This window comes from Nocardioides sp. W7, assembly GCF_022919075.1.
Lineage (GTDB): Bacteria > Actinomycetota > Actinomycetes > Propionibacteriales > Nocardioidaceae > Nocardioides.
This window is the reverse complement of the sequence record NZ_CP095078.1, coordinates 1,240,469-1,257,770: the sequence shown is the minus strand read 5'-3', so window position 1 is coordinate 1,257,770 and position 17,302 is coordinate 1,240,469. Positions and strand designations below refer to the sequence as shown.

The following is a 17,302-nucleotide window of genomic DNA, read 5'->3' as shown; positions in this document are numbered from 1 at the left end:
GGGTCAGAGAAGCACGGTCAGGGCGCATCGAGGAAGCCCCGCAGCAGGTCGTGGTAGCCCGGCGGCTGGAGCAGGAACGAGTCGTGCCCCCAGGGCGAGGCGACCTCCACGTGCTCGCCGGCGGTGCCGGCGGCGGCGAGGTGCTCGTGCAGCCGGCGCGAGTGGGCGGTCGGGAAGCGCCAGTCGGTGTCGAAGGAGACGACCAGGAAGCGGGTTCCGCCGGAGCCGGCCCGGACCGCCGCCTCCGGGTCGACGAACGGGTCGAAGTAGTCCATCACCCGGGTCAGGTAGAGGTACGACAGGGCGTCGAAGCGCTCCAGGAAGACCTCGGCCTGGTGGTCGAGGTAGGCCTCGACCTGGAAGTCGGTCTCGTGCCGGGGCGGTCCGTCGGTGAGCCGCTCGCGCCCGAACTTGGTCTCCAGCGACTCTTCGGAGACGTAGGTGATGTGGGCCATCCGCCGGGCGACGGCCAGCCCGTGGTCGGGGCGGCGGCCGGAGGTGAGGTACGCGCCGCCCTGGAAGTCGGGGTCGCGCATGATGGCGTCGCGCGCGACCGCCGAGAACGCGATGTTCTGCGCCGAGAGCCGGGAGGACGCCGCGATCACGACCGCCCGCTCGATCGCCTCCGGGTCCTCGATCGCCCATTGCAGCACCTGCATGCCGCCCAGCGAGCCGCCGACCGCGGCGTACAGGCGCTCGACGCCGAGGTGTGCGAGCAGCCGGCGGTGCAGGGCGACCAGGTCGCGCACGGTGAACAGCGGGAAGTCCAGGCCCCAGGGCCGGCCGGTGGCCGGGTCGACGGACGACGGGCCGGTGGTGCCGCGGCAGCCGCCGAGCAGGTTGGGGCAGACCACGAAGAAGCGGTCGGTGTCGATCGCCAGGCCGGGCCCGATCAGGTTCGCCCACCAGCCGCCCTCTCCCGCGGCGTGGGCGTCGCCGGTGAGCGCGTGGGCGACGAAGACGACGTTGTCGCGCGCCGGGGCCAGCTCGCCCCACGTCTCGTAGGCCACCTCCACGTGGGCGAGCCGGCCCCCGTGCTCGAGGATGAGCGGGTCGTCCTCGGTGGCGAGGACGACCCGCTCGGCCGACTCAGTCAAGGGAGCTCACTTGCTGGCGGCCAGGGCCTGCTCGAGGTCGGCGATCAGGTCCTCGACGTGCTCGATGCCGACGGAGAGCCGCACCATGTCCTCCGGTACGCCGGCCGCCTCCAGCTCGTCGGGCGTGAGCTGGGAGTGCGTGGTGGTGGCGTTGTGGATGGCCAGCGACTTCGCGTCCCCGATGTTGGCCAGGTGCGAGAAGAGCTCGAGCGCCTCGATGAACTTCTTGCCGCCCTCGCGGCCCGACTTCACGCCGAAGCTGAGGATGCCGCCGTACCCACGACCGGTCAGCACCCGGTCGGCCACCGCCTTGTAGGGGCTGTCGGGCAGGCCGGGGTAGCTGACCCAGGACACCTCGGGGTGGGCGGAGAGGAACTCCGCGACGCGCAGCGCGTTGGCGCTGTGCCGCTCCATCCGCAGGTGCAGCGTCTCCAGGCCCTGCAGGAACAGCCAGGAGTTCATCGGCGTGATCGCCGCGCCGGTGTTGCGCAGCAGCACGGTGCGCGCCCGGATGATGTAGGCCAGGTTGCCGACGGCCTCGGTCCACACGACGCCGTGGTAGGCCGCGTCCGGGCCGGTCAGGCCGGGGAACCGCTCCGCGTGCGCGGCCCAGTCGAAGTTGCCGGAGTCGACGATGACCCCACCGATGGAGGTGCCGTGGCCGCCGATGAACTTGGTCGCCGCGTGCACCGCCACGTCCGCGCCGTGGTCGAAGACCCGGGCGAGGTACGGCGTGGGCGCGGTGTTGTCGACGATCAGCGGCAGGCCCTGCGCGTGCGCGGCGTCGGCCCAGGCGCGGATGTCGACGACGTTGATCTTGGGGTTGCCGACGGTCTCGGCGAAGACTAGCTTGGTGTGCGCGTCGACGGCCGCGGCCAGCTGCTCGGGGTGGTCGGGGTCGACGAACCGCACCGTGATGCCGAACTGCGGGAGCGTGTGCGCGAACAGGGCGTAGGTGCCGCCGTACAGCGTCGAGAGCGCGACGATGTTGTCGCCGGCGCCGGCCAGGTTGAGCACGGCGTACGTGGTCGCCGCCGAGCCCGACGCCGTGGCCAGCGCCCCGACGCCGCCCTCCAGCTGGGTCATCCGCTCCTCGAAGACCGACTGCGTCGGGTTCATGATCCGGGTGTAGATGTTGCCCGGCTCGGCCAGCGAGAAGAGGTTCGCGGCGTGCTCGGTGTCGTTGAAGACGTACGACGTGGTCTGGTAGATCGGCACGGCCCGCGCGTTGGTCGCGGAGTCGGGCTCCTCCTGGCCGGCGTGGACGGTCAGGGTCTCGGGGCGGTACGACACGGGTGCTCCTCGGGATCGGGTGCAGCCAACATAAAGCACACCTATTCGGTGGACAATCTCGGTCCCGGCTCCCCGGCGAGGGCGCGAGCCAGGTCGGCCCGGGTGTTGATGCCGAGCTTCGTGTAGGCGTGCCTCAGGTGGTACTCCACGGTCTTGGGGCTCAGGAACATCGCCGCGGCCGCCTGCCGGGTGGTCCGCCCCTCCGCGAGCAGGGTCGCGACCTGGAGCTCCTGGGGGGTCAGCAGGTCGATGCTGCGGTCGGCGCGCCGGTGCGGCCGCTCCCCCGTGGCCTCGAGCTCGACCGCCGCCCGGTCGGCCCAGGGGCGCGCGCCCAGGCTCTCGAAGGAGGCGAGGGCCGCGCGCAACGGCTCGCGGGAGGCGGTACGACGGCGCGAGCGGCGCTCCACCTCGCCCAGCACCAGCCGGGTGCGCGCCTCCTCGAAGCGGTCCGGGCTGGCGGCATGCAGCGCGAGGGCCCGTTCGAGGCCGGGACGCGGATCGTCGGCGACCAGGGCGCTCACCCGCTCCGCCCGGGCGAGCGCCCAGGGCTGGCCCTTGGCCCTCGCCCGGCTGCGGTAGTCGCCGGCGAGCCGGGCCGCCTCGTCGGGACGGTGGGTGCGGTGCAGGCACTCGACCAGCTCGGGCTCCGGGGAGATGTCGACGTCGCGGAACCCGATCCGGTCGAGGAACGCCTGCAGCTCGGCGTACCTCTCGAGGGCCTCGGCGTGCCGGCCCGCCCCCAGCTCCAGGTCGCCGAGGGCGTACGTCGCCCAGATCCGCGCCAGGTGCACCCGGTGCCGGGCCGCCAGGGCCAGCGCCTCGGCGGCGTGCTCGCGGCACGGCTGCTCCGGACCGGTGCGGGCCTCCAGCCAGGCCAGCCCGGCCAGCAGCATGGCCAGGTCGGTGGTCTGGCCGGCCTCACGGGCCAGCGCGATCCCCTCCTGGTAGTGCCGCGCCGCGTCCGCCCACCGGTCGGTGGAGCCGGCGTACCGGGCCACGACGAAGAGCAGGCCGGCCAGCGACCCGATCGCGGCGCGGTCCCGGAGCTGCCGCTCCGCGAGCTCGGCCAGGCCCCGCGCGGTGGCGGACTCCTCGCGGAGGAACAGCGGCCCGAGCACCAGCCAGCTCGGGCGCAGGTCGTCGGTCGCCGGCGTCGCGCCCGCCATCGCGGCCACCGCCGCGCGGATCGCCGCGATCCCGTCCTCCCCGGCGATCACCCGGGCGACGCCGCCGGCGAGCAGGCACCGGACCCGCGCCGCCTCGGAGGCCCGGTCGGCCAGCTCGTCGAGCGTGTCGGCCGTGTGCGCCGCGAGGGCGGTGTCGCCGAGGTAGAAGCAGGTGGCCACCAGGTCGGTGGCGGCATCGACCGCCGCGTCCGGGTCCACCGGCGCCAGTGCCTCCAGGGCCCGGCGGATCAGCTCACGACTGCGCTCCAGCGAGCCCCAGCGCTGCTCGACCGCCCCGCGCAGCGCGTCGACCCGACCCCGCCGCTGCGGGTTCGCGGTCTCGGCCGCCGCCAGGTCCAGCAGCGCGGTCGCCCGGGAGCCGTGCCCCGCGAGGGCGGCGGCCTCGCCGGCCGCCAGCATCCGCTCCCCGCGCTGCTCCCGGTCCGTCGCCAGCGCGGCCGAGCGCTCGTACGACGACGCCGCGACCCAGTACGCCCCGCGGTCGAGGCTCCGGCGGGCCGCGGCAGCCACCTCGTCCGCGACCCGGTCGTCCAGCCCGAGCGTGCCCTCGCCGCGGTGCCAGGCGCGCCGGTCCGGGTCGTCGGTCACGGCCGCCACCGCGAGGTGCGCCTCGCGGCGCTGCTCGGCCGACGCGGCGGCGTACGCCCCGGCCCGCGCCAGCGGGTGCCGGAACTCCACGCGACCCGGCCGCAGCGCGACCAGCCCGGCGGCCTCGGCCTCGCGGAGCTCGTCCCACCCGACGCCCAGCCGGTCGACCGCGGCGGCGGCCACGGCGCTGCCCTCGGCCACGCTCGCGGTGCTGGCCACGCTCGCGACCAGCAGCGCCGTCCGGGCCGACGGTCCGAGTGCCGCCGTACGACGGACGTACTCGGCCACCACGCGGTCCGGGACTCCGATCGGAGTCGCCGGCGTCAGCCGGTCGAGCAGGTCCGGCGCCGACGCGGCCAGCTCGACGACGGCCAGCGGGTTGCCGGCGGTCGCCTCGTGCACGCGGGCGGCGACGTCGTCGGGAAGAGGGTGGCCCGAGCGCTGCGTCAGCAGCGCCGTGACCTCGGCCGGGGACAGCCCCTCGAGGTCGATCCGGGGCAGGCCGGCCTCCAGCAGCACTCCCCCGGTGGGCCGGCTCGCCGCGACGACCGCCAGCGGGTCGGCCAGGATCCGTCGGGCCACGAACACCAGGGCCTCGGCCGAGGGCCGGTCGAGGGCGTGGGCGTCGTCGACCAGCACCAGGACCGGCTGCTCCTCCGCCGCACGGCCCAGCAGGCTGAGGGTGGCGGCGCTGATCGCGAACCGGTCGGCCCGGTCGCCGGGCCGCAACGCGAGCGCGGTCTCCAGGGCGAGCGCCTGCGGCTCCGGGATCTCCCCGAGCAGCGGCAGCAGCGGCCGGACCAGCTGGTCGAGGCCCCCGAACGCGAGGTCGCTCTCCGACTCACTGCCGCGGGCCCGGAGCACCCGCAGCCCCTCGGCCCGGGTCGCCAGCTCCTCCAGCAGCGCGGTCTTGCCCTGCCCCGCCTCGCCGACGACCAGCAGCGCGCCGCTCTCGGACACCCGCGCCGCCACCGCGAGCCGCGCGAGTGCCTGTCGCTCGGCGTCCCGGCCGATGAGCACCACCCGAGGTTAGGGCGGTCCGGGACCAGGGGGGTCACCTGATTCGGACCGGTCCGGACCGGCGCGAGGGTCGTCGTACCAGCCACCAGCCAAGGAGCAGCACGATGACCACCACCACCCAGACCCGTCCACTCGACCCCGACGCGCTGATGAGCTTCGTATTCCGCGCGGTCGAGGAGGTCGGGGCCGCGCTCAACGCGGCGCTCGTCGTGATGGGCGACGAGCTCGGCTACTACCGCTCGCTGGCCGAGCACGGCGCGAGCACACCGCACGAGCTGGCCGACCGCACCGGCACCGACGCCCACTACGCCCGCGAGTGGCTCAACGCCCAGGCCGCCGGCAGCTACGTGGAGTACGACGGCGCGACCGGCCGCTACCTGCTCCCGCCCGAGCAGGTCGTCGCCTTCACCGACCCCGACAGCCCGGCGTACCTGTGCGGTCTCTTCCAGATCGCGCACGGCACGATCCGCGACACCCCGAGCATCGTGGCCGCGGCCCGCAGCGGGGACGGCGTCGGCTGGCACGAGCACAACGCCGACGTGCACGTCGGCTGCGAGCGGTTCTTCGCGCCGAGCTACCAGGCCCACCTGGTGGCGGAGTGGCTGCCGGCCTGCGACGGCGTGGTCGCGAAACTGACCGCCGGCGGTCGGGTCGCCGACGTCGGCTGCGGGCACGGCGCCTCGACGGTGCTGATGGCCCAGGCCTTCCCGGGGTCCCGGTTCGTCGGCTCCGACTACCACCGGGCCTCGATCGAGACCGCGCGGGAGCGGGCGAGCGACGCCGGGCTCACCAACACCGAGTTCGTGACCGAGCCCGCACAGGCCGTCGACGGGGCGGGCTTCGACCTGGTCACGACGTTCGACTGCCTGCACGACATGGGCGACCCCGTCGGCGCGGCCCGGCACATCCGCGGCCTGCTCGGCGACGACGGGACCTGGATGATCGTCGAGCCGGCCGCCGGCGACCGCGTCGAGGACAACCTGAACCCGGTCGGACGGGCCTACTACGGCTTCTCGACGCTGTTGTGCACGCCCACCTCGCTCGCCCAGGACGTCGGGCTCGCGCTCGGCACCCAGGCGGGCCCGGCCAGGATCCGCGACGTCGTCACGGCCGGCGGGTTCAGCCGGTTCCGGCTGGTCGCGCAGACGCCGTTCAACAACGTGTTCGAGGTCCGTCCCTGACGGCTGCCCGGGGACCGCGAGGAGGAGCACCATGGTGACCATGACGGAGGAGCCCCGTCCCGACGAGGTGCTCCCGGCCGATCGCGGCCGGGCCTGCCTGCCCGATCACACGGGCACGGTCGTGCGCGCCGGCGTACCGCTGGCGTGGGAGGTGTACGGCGACGGTCCGGTGACCGTGCTGCTGATGCCGACCTGGTCGATCGTCAGCTCCCGGGCGTGGAAGGCGCAGGTGCCCTACCTGGCCCGCCACCACCGGGTGGTCACCTTCGACGGCCGCGGGAGCGGCTGCTCGGGGCGACCGGCCGGGGCGGCGGCGTACGCCGACCGCGAGTTCGCCGAGGACGCCGTCGCGGTCCTGGACGCCACCGGGACCGACTCGGCGGTGCTGGTGGCGCTCTCCTGCGGCGCGTCCTGGTCGGTGCACGTCGCGGCCCGGCACCCCGACCGGGTGCTCGGGATCTTCGCGATCGGCGCGTCCTGCGGGCTCGCCGTCGCCCAGCCCGAGCGGGAGCGGTACGCCTGGGACGCGCGGCACGACACCGACCGCGGCTGGGCGAAGTACAACAAGTGGCACTGGCTGGAGGGCGGGCTGGACGACTTCCGGGAGTTCTTCTTCGACCGGATGTTCCACGAGCCGCACTCCACCAAGCAGATCGAGGACTGCCTGGACTGGTCCTCGACCATCGCCCCGCGGGTGCTGGTCGACACCCGCGCCGGGGGCCTCGGGCTGGACGGTGCGGTGCTGGAGCCGCTGGAGCCGCTGTGCGCGCAGGTCCGGTGCCCGGTGACGGTGCTGCACGGCAGCGAGGACCGGATCCGGTCGGCGGCGGTCGGCGCGCGGCTGGCCGAGCTCACCGGCGGTGACCTGGTCGTCGTCGAGGGCGGCGGCCACGGCCTGCCCGCGCGCGAGCCGGTGCTCGTGAACACGATGGTGCGGACGTTCGTCGACCGGGTCTGCCCGCCGCCGCCCGTCAGCCGGACCCGGGTCCGCGCGCCGCGGCGCGGCCGCCGCGTGCTCTACCTGTCCTCGCCGATCGGCCTCGGCCACGCCTACCGGGACGTCGCGATCGCGGCCGAGCTGCGTCGGCTGCGCCCCGACGTCGAGGTCGACTGGCTGACCCAGGACCCGGTCACCCGCGTGCTGGAGGGGGCCGGCGAGCGGGTGCACCCCGCCTCGGCGTGGCTGGCCAACGAGTCCTCCCACCTGGAGGAGGAGGCCGGCGAGCACGACCTGCACGCCTTCCAGGCCATCCGGCGGATGGACGAGATCCTCGTCAACAACTTCATGGTCTTCGACGAGGTGGTGCGCGAGCAGCACTACGACCTGGTCGTCGGCGACGAGGCCTGGGACGTCGACCACTTCCTGCACGAGAACCCCGAGCGCAAGCACTTCCCCTTCGCCTGGCTCACCGACTTCGTCGGCTGGCTGCCGATGCCCGAGGGTGGCGCCGACGAGGCCCGGCTCACCGCCGACTACAACGCCGAGATGCTCGAGCACCGGGCCCGCTACCCCTGGGTGCGCGACCGCTCGGTCTTCGTCGGCAACCCCGACGACGTCGTCGCCGCCGACTTCGGGCCCGGCCTGCCCGGCATCCGGGAGTGGACCTCGCAGGAGTTCGACTTCGCCGGGTACGTCGCCGGCGCGGCGCCGCCGTCCGGGTCGGCGCGGGCCGCCCTGCGCCGCTCGCTCGGCTACCGGCCCGAGCACCGGGTCTGCGTCGTGACGGTCGGCGGCTCGGGGGTCGGCGGTCCGCTGCTGCGCCGGGTGCTGGACGCCGTACCCCTCGCGCGCCGGCTGCTCCCCGAGCTCCGCTTCCTCGTCGTGTGCGGCCCGCGGATCGACCCGGCGTCGCTGCCCCGTCGTACCGGGGTGCGGGTGCGGGGCTACGTGCCCCGCCTGCAGGAGCACCTCGCCGCGTGCGACCTCGCCGTCGTCCAGGGCGGGCTGACGACGTGCATGGAGCTCACCGCCGCCGGCACCCCGTTCGTCTACGTGCCGCTGCGCCGGCACTTCGAGCAGAACCTGCACGTCCGCCACCGCCTCGAGCAGTACGACGCCGGCCGGCACCTCGGCTACGAGGAGGCGTGCGATCCCGACCTGCTCGCGCAGACGCTGGTCGACGCGCTCGCCGCCGGGTCCTCGGCGCGCCCGGTCGAGACCGACGGCGCCGCACGTGCCGCGGCGATGCTGGCCGAGCTGTTCTGAGACCGCCGCCCCTCCACCGGCGGTCGAGGTCAGAGCCGAGCGGCGAGCCGGTGGTAGGCAGCGTTCCAGCGCAGCTCGCGCTGGAAGGAGCGGGTCGTGGTGTCGGCGTCGATGACGAGCAGCTCGGTGCCGGTCATCTCCGCGAAGTCCTCGAGCACCTCGACCCCGACCGCCTTCGACAGCACCGTGTGGTGGGGCGCCCCGGCCATCAGCCACGACTCCGCCGACGTGGACAGCGAGGGCCGGGGCTTCCAGACCGCGCACGCCACGGGCAGGTGCGGGAGCGCCTCGTCGGGCTCGACGACGTCGATCTCGTTGACCGTCAGCCGGAACCGGTCGCCCAGGTCGCAGAGGCCGGCGACCACGGCGGGGCCGGGGTCGGCGGTGAACCGGAGCCGGACCGGGTCCTCGCGCCCCCCGATGGCGAGCGGGTGGACCTCCAGCGACGGCCGGGCGGTGCTGATCGTCGGGCAGACCTCGAGCATGTGCGCCCCGAGGATCTTCTCCTCCCCCGGGACCAGGTGGTAGGTGTAGTCCTCCATGAACGAGGTGCCACCCGGCAGCCCGGCGGCCATCACCTTCATGCCGCGCAGCAGCACCGAGGTCTTCCAGTCGCCCTCGCCGCCGAAGCCGAAGCCGTCGGCCATCAGCCGCTGCACGGCCAGGCCGGGGAGCTGACGCAGGCCGCCGAGGTCCTCGAAGTTGGTGGTGAAGGCACCGAACTCGCCCTCGGCGAGGAAGGCGCGCAGGCCGAGCTCGAGGCGGGCGCCGTACCGCAGGGAGTCGTGCCGCTCCGCGCCCGGGAGCAGCTCGGGCGCGACGGCGTAGGTGTCGGCGTACTCGGTGACGAGCTTGTCGACGTCGTTGTCGGCGACCTGGTCGACCACGGCCACCAGGTCGTTGACGCCGTAGGTGTTGACCGAGACCCCGAAGCGCAGCTGGGCCTCGACCTTGTCGCCCTCGGTGACCGCGACGTCGCGCATGTTGTCGCCGAAGCGCGCCAGCCTCAGCTGGCGCAGCTCGCGGCGGCCGACGGCGGCGCGGGCCCACTGCCCGATCCGGGCGGCCACGACCGGGGAGTCGACGTGGCCGGCCACGGTCTTGCGGGGCACGCCGAGCCGCGACTGGATGTAGCCGAACTCCCGATCGCCGTGGGCGGCCTGGTTGAGGTTCATGAAGTCCATGTCGATCGTCGACCACGGCAGCTCCATGCCGGCCTGGGTGTGCAGGTGGAGCAGCGGCTTCTGGAGCGCGTCGAGCCCGGCGATCCACATCTTGGCCGGCGAGAAGGTGTGCATCCAGGCGACCACGCCCACGCAGTGCGGCGCGCTGTTGACCTCCAGCATCTGGCGGTGGATCGAGGCTGCGTCCAGCAGCACCGGCTTCCAGACGACCGTGACCGGCAGGCCGGCGGTGACCTGGAGACGCTCGACGATCCCCTGCGACTGGGCGGCGACCTGGTCGAGGGTCTCGGGCCCGTAGAGCGACTGGCTCCCGGTGAGGAACCAGACCTCCGGCGTGGGGGCGGACGTGCTGGACGACGGGGTGGTCATGGGAGGGGAGGCCTTCCGTTCGGGGCGGGACCGGCGGCTGAGGTCAGCGCTGGCCGTAGACGTTCTGGTAGCGGTCGTGGAGCGAGTCGATGTCGGTCTGGTCGATGGGCAGGGGCGTGCCGAGCTGCCGCGCGACGTGGACGGTGCGGGCGACGTCCTCGCACATCACCGCGGCCTTGACCGCCGACCTGGCGGTCGGGCCGACGGTGAAGACGCCGTGGTTCCGCATCAGCACGGCGGGCGACCGGCTCCCCCGCAGGGTCTCGACGATCCCGCGGCCGATGGAGTCGTCGCCGATGATCGCGAACGGCCCGACCGGGATGTCCCCGCCGAACTCGTCGGCGGCCATCGTCAGCACGCACGGCACCGGCTCGCCGCGACTGGCCCACGCGGTGGCGTACGTCGAGTGCGTGTGCACCACACCGCCGACGTCCGGCAGCTCGCGGTAGACGTAGGCCTGCGCCTCGGTGTCCGACGACGGGGCGTGCTCGCCCTCGACGACCCGGCCGCGGAGGTCGCAGACGACCATGTTCTCGGGCGTCAGCTCGTCGTACGACACCCCGGACGGCTTGATGACCAGCAGGTCGTGGCCCGGCACCCGCGCCGAGACGTTGCCGGCCGTCCACACCACCAGCCGGTAGCGCGTGAGCTGCTCGTGCAGGGTGCAGACCTCGCGGCGCAGCGTGGCGATGGTGTCGGCGACGTCGGTCACCGCGGTCATGGTCAGGACTCCCTTCGGGCGACGGCAGCGCGGCGCAGCGCCTTGAGCCGACGCATCGTGGTGGTACGACGACCGAAGTGGTCGTGCAGGTCGAGGTAGATCTCGAAGAGCCGGTCGTAGGCCTGCGCTCGGGCCTCGTCGGGCAGGTAGACCGAGGCCCGCACCTTGCCCATCGACTTGGCCGCGGTCGGGACGTCCGGGTAGCTGCCGGCCGCGACGGCGGCGTGGATGGCCGAGCCCAGGGCCGGACCCTGCTCGGAGTCGATGATCGACAGCGGCAGCCGGGTGACGTCGGCGTAGGTCTGCATCAGCAGGGCGTTGCGGGCCAGCCCGCCGGCGACGATGAACTCCTCGACCGGGACCCCGCTGTCGCGGAAGGTCTCCACGATCACCCGGGTGCCGAACGCGGTGGCCTCCAGCAGCGCGCGGTAGACGTCCTCCGGCCGGGTGGCCAGAGTCTGGCCGACCACGAGGCCCGAGAGCTCGTGGTCGACCAGCACCGAGCGGTTGCCGGAGTGCCAGTCCAGCGCGACCAGGCCGTGCTCACCGACCTCCTGGGTCGCTGAGAGCCGGGTCAGGTGCTCGTGCAGGGACTCGCCTTCGGCGGCCGCGGCCTCGGCGTACGACGCCGGCACTCCGTGCTTCACGAACCAGCCGAAGATGTCGCCGACCCCGCTCTGCCCGGCCTCGTAGCCCCAGGAGCCGGCGATGATGCCGCCGTCGACGACGCCGCACATCCCGGGAACCTCCCGGAGCACGTCGGCGCTCATCACGTGACAGGTGGAGGTGCCCATGATCGCGACCAGCTGCCCCGCTCGGACCGCCTGTGCCGCCGGTGCGGTGACGTGCGCGTCGATGTTGCCGACCGCGACCGCGATGCCCTCGGGCAGCCCGGTCCAGCTCGCAGCCTCCGCGGTCAGGGTGCCGGCCCGCTCGCCGAGCTGGCCGATCCGGTGCTCCAGCTTTTCCTCGACGAAGCCGCCGAAGCCGGGAGCCAGCGCCTCCAGGTAGTCGACGCTCGGGTAGGCGCCGTCCTGGAGCTGGCCCTTGTAGCCCGCGGTGCAGGCGTTGCGGACGTAGCTCCCGCACAGCTGCCACACGATCCAGTCCGCGGCCTCGACCCAGCGGTCCGTCAGGTCGTAGAGGTCGCGGTCCCCCTCGAAGAGCTCCAGGCCCTTCGCAAACTCCCACTCCGAGGAGATCAGCCCGCCGTACCGCGGCAGCCACGCCTCCCCGCGCTCCTCGGCCAGGTGGTTGATCCGGTCGGCCTGCGGCTGCGCGGCGTGGTGCTTCCAGAGCTTGACGTAGGCGTGCGGTCGGTCGGCGTACCCGGCCTCGACCAACGGGGTGCCGTCGGCGAGGCAGGGCACCATCGTGCAGGCGGTGAAGTCGGTGGCGACGCCGACCACGTCGGCCGGGTCGATCCCGGCCGCCGCGACCGCCGCCGGCACGGCGACCCGCAGCACCTCGCGGTAGTCCTCGGGCACCTGCAGCGCCCAGTCCGGCGGCAGGCTGCGGCCGTCGGGCAGCCGCTCCTCGAGGACGGCGTGGGGGTACTCGTGGACGCCGGTGCCGAGCTCGGCGCCGTCGGAGACCCGGACGACGACGGCCCGGCCCGACAGCGTGCCGAAGTCGACACCCACCACGTACTGCTCGGACATGGTCAGTTCCTCTTCTTCGAACGGGTCGGGGGCGGGCCGCTGCTGGCCCGGACCACGAGCTCGGGGCTGATCAGCCGCTCGGGGCCGGGCTCGCCGGCGAGGGCCGCCTGGATGAGCTCGATGACCCGGCGGCCGACCTCGGTGAAGTCCTGGCGGACCGTGGACAGGGGCGGGATGAGGTACGCCGCCTCGGGGATGTCGTCGAAGCCGACCACGCTCACGTCGCCCGGGACCGACCGACCGCGCTCCGACAGCGCCCGCAGCAGGCCCAGCGCCATCTGGTCGTTGGCGCAGAAGACCGCGGTGACGTCGTCGCTGCGGGCGATCTCGAGTCCGGCCAGGTAGCCGCTGCGCGCCGACCAGTCACCCTCGACGTACGGCGAGGGCCGCAGTCCGGCGGCGGACATCGCGTTCCGCCAGCCGAGGAGCCGCGAGCGGCTCTCGGCCCACGACGGCGGCCCGGCGAGGTGCAGGATCTCGGTGTGGCCCAGCTCGAGGAGCAGGCTGGTGCCGAGCTCGGCGCCGGCGACCTGGTCGACACCGACGGTCCAGCGGGTCTTGGCGTCGTCGCCCTCGACCACGACGACCGGGGTCCCGAGGTCCTCCTGGGCCCGGGCGACCTCGAGCGCGTCGTCGGTGCCGCCGATCAGCACGATCGCCTCGACGCTCTGGTCGCGCAGATGGCTGATCGCGTCGAGGAGATCCTCGCGGTTCAGGCTCTGCAGGTTGGCCGAGCTGACGTAGTAGCCGGCCTCGCGGCCCGCCGCCTGGATGGTGCGGTGCACCGTGCTCGGGCCCCAGTAGCCCGCCTTCGAACCGATCACCCCGATCGTCGCCGAGCGGCGGGTCACCAGGGCACGTGCGGCGCTGTTGGGCCGGTAGCCGAGCTGGCGGATCGCCTGCAGGACCTTCTCGCGGGTCGCCGGGCGCAGGTTGCTCTGGCCGTTGACCACCCGCGAGACGGTCTGGTGGGAGACGCCGGCCAGCCGGGCGACGTCGGCCATCACCGGCGTCCGGTCGGCCGGCGGGCGTGGCGCGGTCTCGGTCACGGCTGCCGCCGCGTGGCGAAGCGCTGGACGACGACGAAGGCCAGCAGCAGGATCCCGGTGATGATCCGGATCCAGTAGGAGCTCAGGGTCCCGTCGAAGGAGATCAGGGTCTTGATGATCCCGAGGACGAGAACGCCGAGCAGCGAGCCGACGACGTACCCCCGCCCACCCGTGAGCAGGGTGCCGCCGATGACCACCGCGGCGATCGCGTCCAGCTCCATGCCGACCGCGTGCAGGCTGTTGCCGGAGAGGATGTAGAGCGAGAACAGCAGCCCGGCGAGCGACGCGCAGAAGCCGCTGATGACGTAGACGCCGACCTTGGTGAACGCCACCCGGAGGCCCATCAGCATCGCTGAGCTCTCGCTGCCTCCGATGGCGTAGACGGTGCGGCCGAATCGGGTGCGGGCCAGGACGTACGCCGCGACCGCGACCACGACCAGCGCGATGATCGCCGTCCAGCGCAGGTAGTACTCGCCGAAGTAGACGGTCCTGAACGCCAGCTGGGTGAAGGTCTCGTCGCTGATCGAGATCGACTCGACGCTGATCAGGTAGGTCAGCCCCCGGGCCAGGAACAGCCCCGCCAAGGTGGCGATGAACGGCTGGATGTCGAAGTAGTGGATGAGCAGGCCCATGAGCAGACCCATCAGGGTTCCGGTGGCGAGCACCGCTGCGATCGAGAGGTACGGCGGCCAGCCCAGCTGCAGCGTCTTGGCGGCGATCATCGTCGAGAGCGCGACGACCGAGCCGACCGAGAGGTCGATGCCTCCGGTCAGGATCACGAACGTCATGCCGACGGCGAGCACGATCAGGAAGGCGTTGTCGATCAGCAGGCTGAGCAGCACCTGCGCGTCTCCGAAGCCTTCGTAGCGGACGCTGCCGACGCCGAAGAGCCCGATGAAGAGGGCGAGGGTCGCGAGCACCGGCAGGTAGCGCGAGGGCGGGCTGTAACCCCTGACGCGGTCCCAGGTCGACGAGGTGGGGACGGTGGCGGCGCTCATCGTGCGGTACCTGCCTTCACGAGAACGGGAGCGGCGGGGCCGGACCGGCGGACGCGGAACACGGCGCGCGCCTTCGGCGACTGGAGGAGGCAGACGGCGATCACGACGATCGCCTTGAACAGGTAGTTGATCTCGGAGGGGATCCCGATGTTGGGGATCGTGCGGGCCAGGGTCGCGATGAACAGCGCGCCGATCAGGGTGCCGGTCAACGAGAACCGGCCGCCGGCCAGCGACGTACCGCCGATGACCACGGCGAGGATGGCGTCCAGCTCGATCCACAGGCCGAGGCTGTTGGCGTTCACCGAGTTGGTGTTGGCCGCGATGACCAGGCCGGCGATCCCCGCGCACAGGCCGGAGAAGGCGTAGACGGTCCAGATGATGGTGCGCGCCCGGACGCCGGCCAGGCGGCTGGCCTCCGGGTTGATCCCGACCGCCTCGATGAGCATCCCGAGCGCCGTACGACGGGTGAGCAGGGCGGTGAGCGCGAAGACCCCGAGCGCGATGATGAAGGCCAGCGGCAGGGTGAGCACGAAGCCGGATGCCAGGTCGCTGAAGTGGCCGTTGTTGACCGTGGTGATCTGGCCGTCGGTGACGGCCATCGAGATGCCGCGGCCGGCGACCATCAGGATCAGGGTCGCGATGATCGGCTGGATGCCGAGCACGGAGACCAGGAAGCCGTTCCAGGCACCGAGCACGACGCAGACCACGACGGCGTACGTCGACGCCATCACCGCGGTGACCAGGGCGCCCTCGTCGCCGGCCCCGACGATCCGGGTGCAGGCCACCGCGCCGGCGATCGCGGCGATCGCGCCGACCGAGAGGTCGATGCCGCGGGTGGCGATGACCAGGGTCATGCCGAGGGCGACGAGCAGCACCGGGGCGCTGTTGCGCACGATGTCGACGACGTTGCCGTAGAGGTGGCCGTCCTGCATCCGGATGTTGAGGAACGTCGGTGTCGCGACGACGTTGACGACGAGCAGGGCGACCAGGGCCAGCAGCGGCCACAGCAGCTGGTGGCGCAGCGCCCGCTGGACGAGGGTCGAGGACTCAGGCACGGGGAGCCTCCTCCTCGCGGGTCTCGCCCGCGATGATCTCGAGGACGTCGCTGACGCTGACGTCGTGGTTCGGGCGCTCGGCGATCTTGCGGCGGTCGCGCATCACGACGAGGCGGTCGCTCAGCCGCAGCACCTCCTCCAGCTCGGCGGAGATGAAGACGACCGAGAGCCCCGCGGCCGCGAGCTCGGCGACTTTGGCCTGGATCTGCGCCTTGGCGCCGATGTCGATGCCGCGGGTGGGCTCGTCGAGGATGAGCACCTCGGGCTCGGTGATCAGCCACCGGGCCAGCAGCACCTTCTGCTGGTTGCCGCCGGAGAGGTTGCGCATCAGCGCGGTCGGGTCGGCGGGGCGGATGTCGAGCGCCTCGACGTACTGCTCGACGATCCTGGTGCGGGTGGCCTGCGGGATCGGACGCAGCCAGCCGCGGGAGGCCTGCAGCGCCAGCAGCATGTTGTCGGCGACGGTCAGGTCGCCGACCACGCCCTCGGCCTTGCGGTCCTCGCTGGAGAAGGCGATCTTGCGGTCGATCGCGTGCCGGGGACTGCGCAGCCGACGACGCTCGGACTTGAACCTCAGCTCGCCGGTGTCGACGGTGTCGGCGCCGTAGAGCAGCCGGGCCAGCTCGGTCCGCCCGGAGCCGAGCAGGCCGGCGATGCCGACGACCTCGCCCTCGAACAGCTCCAGGTCGGTGGCCTGCAGCGACCCCTTGCGACCGATGCCGAGCGCCTTCACGACCGGGGTGCCGACCTCGGCGTCGGTGTTCGGGGGCTCCCGCTCCAGGCGCTCGAGCGCCTCCAGCTCCCGGCCGATCATCAGCTTGACCAGCTCCAGCTGGCTGGTCTCGGAGACCATCCGCTCCTCGACCAGGCGGCCGTTGCGCAGGATGGTCATCCGGTCGGAGATCTCGTAGACCTGGTCCAGGAAGTGGGAGACGAAGACGATGGCGACGCCCTGGTCGCGCAGGCGGCGCATCACCTCGAACAGCTTCGTCACCTCGTCGGCGTCGAGGCTGGAGGTGGGCTCGTCGAGGATCAGCACCCGCGCGTCGACGTCGACGGCCCGGGCGATCGCGACCAGCTGCTGGACCGCGATCGGGTGCGCCCCGAGGACCGAGGAGGGATCGATGTCGAGCCCGAGGCCCTCGAGGGTCTCGCGCGCCCGGCGGTTCATGGCCCGGACGTTGATGGCGCCGAAGCGTCGCGGCTCGCGGCCGAGCAGCATGTTCTCGGCGACGGTCAGGTTCGGCACCAGGTTGACCTCCTGGTAGACCGTGCTGATGCCGGCGGCCTGCGAGGCGGCCGGCGAGGAGAAGCTGTGCGCCTCGCCCTCGACCAGGACGGTGCCCGCGTCGATCGTGTAGACGCCGGTGAGCGCCTTGATCAGGGTGGATTTGCCGGCGCCGTTCTCACCCATCAGGGCGTGCACCTCGCCGGGGTAGAGGCGCAGCGACACCTCGCTGAGCGCCCGGACGCTGCCGAAGGTGATCGAGATGTCCCGCATCTCGATCACGGGGGCCGAACCGGCGGCGCCCGTCTCCGAGGACTGGACGTCCGTCTGCGTCATCTCGTTCCTCCCTGCTGGTGGGTCTGCCTCGCGTGCGTCGCCGGGCCCGTCCGGCGGCGACCGGACGGGCCCGACGGCATCGGGCGTCACGTGAGGGACGTGGTCGGTGGGCGACCTGGAGCAGCAGTG

At 73.1% G+C, this 17,302-nt stretch carries 12 protein-coding genes; 2 read left to right on the top strand and 10 right to left on the bottom strand.

The window, feature by feature from the left end; all coding sequences use genetic code 11:
• Positions 1 to 17 precede the first annotated feature (17 nt).
• From MUB56_RS05945 to MUB56_RS05935, 3 genes are read right to left on the bottom strand one after another with little or no spacing between them, the layout of a single operon-like run.
• Positions 18 to 1,097: a homoserine O-acetyltransferase gene (locus tag MUB56_RS05945; protein ID WP_244930985.1), complete on the bottom strand. Its 1,080-nt coding sequence runs from the start codon at positions 1,095 to 1,097 to the stop codon at positions 18 to 20.
• A gap of 6 nt (positions 1,098 to 1,103) precedes the next feature.
• The gene (locus tag MUB56_RS05940; protein ID WP_244930984.1) at positions 1,104 to 2,390 is read right to left on the bottom strand and encodes an O-acetylhomoserine aminocarboxypropyltransferase/cysteine synthase; all 1,287 of its coding nucleotides are present in this window, start codon (positions 2,388 to 2,390) and stop codon (positions 1,104 to 1,106) included.
• A 41-nt stretch (positions 2,391 to 2,431) separates the two neighbouring features.
• Complete coding sequence (locus tag MUB56_RS05935) at positions 2,432 to 5,185, bottom strand: helix-turn-helix transcriptional regulator (RefSeq protein ID WP_244930983.1); 2,754 nt, start codon at positions 5,183 to 5,185, stop codon at positions 2,432 to 2,434.
• Between the two features lie 104 nt (positions 5,186 to 5,289).
• Here MUB56_RS05935 and MUB56_RS05930 point away from each other — a divergent pair, with 104 nt between their 5' ends.
• On the top strand, positions 5,290 to 6,366 hold the full coding sequence (locus MUB56_RS05930; protein WP_244930982.1) for a class I SAM-dependent methyltransferase: 1,077 nt from the start codon (positions 5,290 to 5,292) through the stop codon (positions 6,364 to 6,366).
• A gap of 31 nt (positions 6,367 to 6,397) precedes the next feature.
• Positions 6,398 to 8,572 (top strand): alpha/beta fold hydrolase, encoded by a 2,175-nt coding sequence (locus MUB56_RS05925; protein WP_244930981.1) that lies wholly within the window; start codon positions 6,398 to 6,400, stop codon positions 8,570 to 8,572.
• Between the two features lie 29 nt (positions 8,573 to 8,601).
• Here MUB56_RS05925 and araA read toward each other — a convergent pair whose 3' ends face one another.
• Genes araA through MUB56_RS05890 form a run of 7 tightly spaced genes read right to left on the bottom strand, consistent with a single transcriptional unit; the run spans position 8,602 to position 17,173 of the window.
• Positions 8,602 to 10,125: an L-arabinose isomerase gene (araA, locus tag MUB56_RS05920; protein WP_244930980.1), complete on the bottom strand. Its 1,524-nt coding sequence runs from the start codon at positions 10,123 to 10,125 to the stop codon at positions 8,602 to 8,604.
• Between the two features lie 43 nt (positions 10,126 to 10,168).
• The gene (locus MUB56_RS05915; protein WP_244930979.1) at positions 10,169 to 10,846 is read right to left on the bottom strand and encodes an L-ribulose-5-phosphate 4-epimerase; all 678 of its coding nucleotides are present in this window, start codon (positions 10,844 to 10,846) and stop codon (positions 10,169 to 10,171) included.
• Between the two features lie 2 nt (positions 10,847 to 10,848).
• Positions 10,849 to 12,507, bottom strand: a complete 1,659-nt coding sequence (gene araB / locus MUB56_RS05910; RefSeq protein WP_244930978.1) for a ribulokinase — start codon at positions 12,505 to 12,507, stop codon at positions 10,849 to 10,851.
• 2 nt (positions 12,508 to 12,509) lie between these two features.
• Positions 12,510 to 13,556: a LacI family DNA-binding transcriptional regulator gene (locus tag MUB56_RS05905; protein ID WP_244930977.1), complete on the bottom strand. Its 1,047-nt coding sequence runs from the start codon at positions 13,554 to 13,556 to the stop codon at positions 12,510 to 12,512.
• Positions 13,553 to 14,554 carry a galactofuranose ABC transporter, permease protein YjfF gene (yjfF, locus tag MUB56_RS05900; RefSeq protein ID WP_244930976.1) on the bottom strand — a complete coding sequence of 334 codons (1,002 nt, stop codon included), beginning with the start codon at positions 14,552 to 14,554 and terminating at the stop codon, positions 13,553 to 13,555. The genes MUB56_RS05905 and yjfF overlap by 4 nt, the downstream gene beginning before the upstream one ends.
• The gene (locus MUB56_RS05895; RefSeq protein ID WP_244930975.1) at positions 14,551 to 15,609 is read right to left on the bottom strand and encodes an ABC transporter permease; all 1,059 of its coding nucleotides are present in this window, start codon (positions 15,607 to 15,609) and stop codon (positions 14,551 to 14,553) included. Before MUB56_RS05895 ends, yjfF begins: the two co-directional genes overlap by 4 nt.
• Complete coding sequence (locus MUB56_RS05890) at positions 15,602 to 17,173, bottom strand: sugar ABC transporter ATP-binding protein (RefSeq protein ID WP_244930974.1); 1,572 nt, start codon at positions 17,171 to 17,173, stop codon at positions 15,602 to 15,604. The genes MUB56_RS05895 and MUB56_RS05890 overlap by 8 nt, the downstream gene beginning before the upstream one ends.
• Positions 17,174 to 17,302: the final 129 nt, after the last annotated feature.

Excerpts from the sequence above, each read along its gene's own strand:
- araA (WP_244930980.1), bottom strand. The coding sequence starts at position 10,125 with ATGACCACCCCGTCGTCCAGCACGTCCGCCCCCACGCCGGAGGTCTGG.
- MUB56_RS05925 (WP_244930981.1), top strand. The coding sequence starts at position 6,398 with ATGGTGACCATGACGGAGGAGCCCCGTCCCGACGAGGTGCTCCCGGCC.
- MUB56_RS05890 (WP_244930974.1), bottom strand. The coding sequence starts at position 17,173 with ATGACGCAGACGGACGTCCAGTCCTCGGAGACGGGCGCCGCCGGTTCG.
- MUB56_RS05915 (WP_244930979.1), bottom strand. The coding sequence starts at position 10,846 with ATGACCGCGGTGACCGACGTCGCCGACACCATCGCCACGCTGCGCCGC.
- MUB56_RS05930 (WP_244930982.1), top strand. The coding sequence starts at position 5,290 with ATGACCACCACCACCCAGACCCGTCCACTCGACCCCGACGCGCTGATG.
- araB (WP_244930978.1), bottom strand. The coding sequence starts at position 12,507 with ATGTCCGAGCAGTACGTGGTGGGTGTCGACTTCGGCACGCTGTCGGGC.
- yjfF (WP_244930976.1), bottom strand. The coding sequence starts at position 14,554 with ATGAGCGCCGCCACCGTCCCCACCTCGTCGACCTGGGACCGCGTCAGG.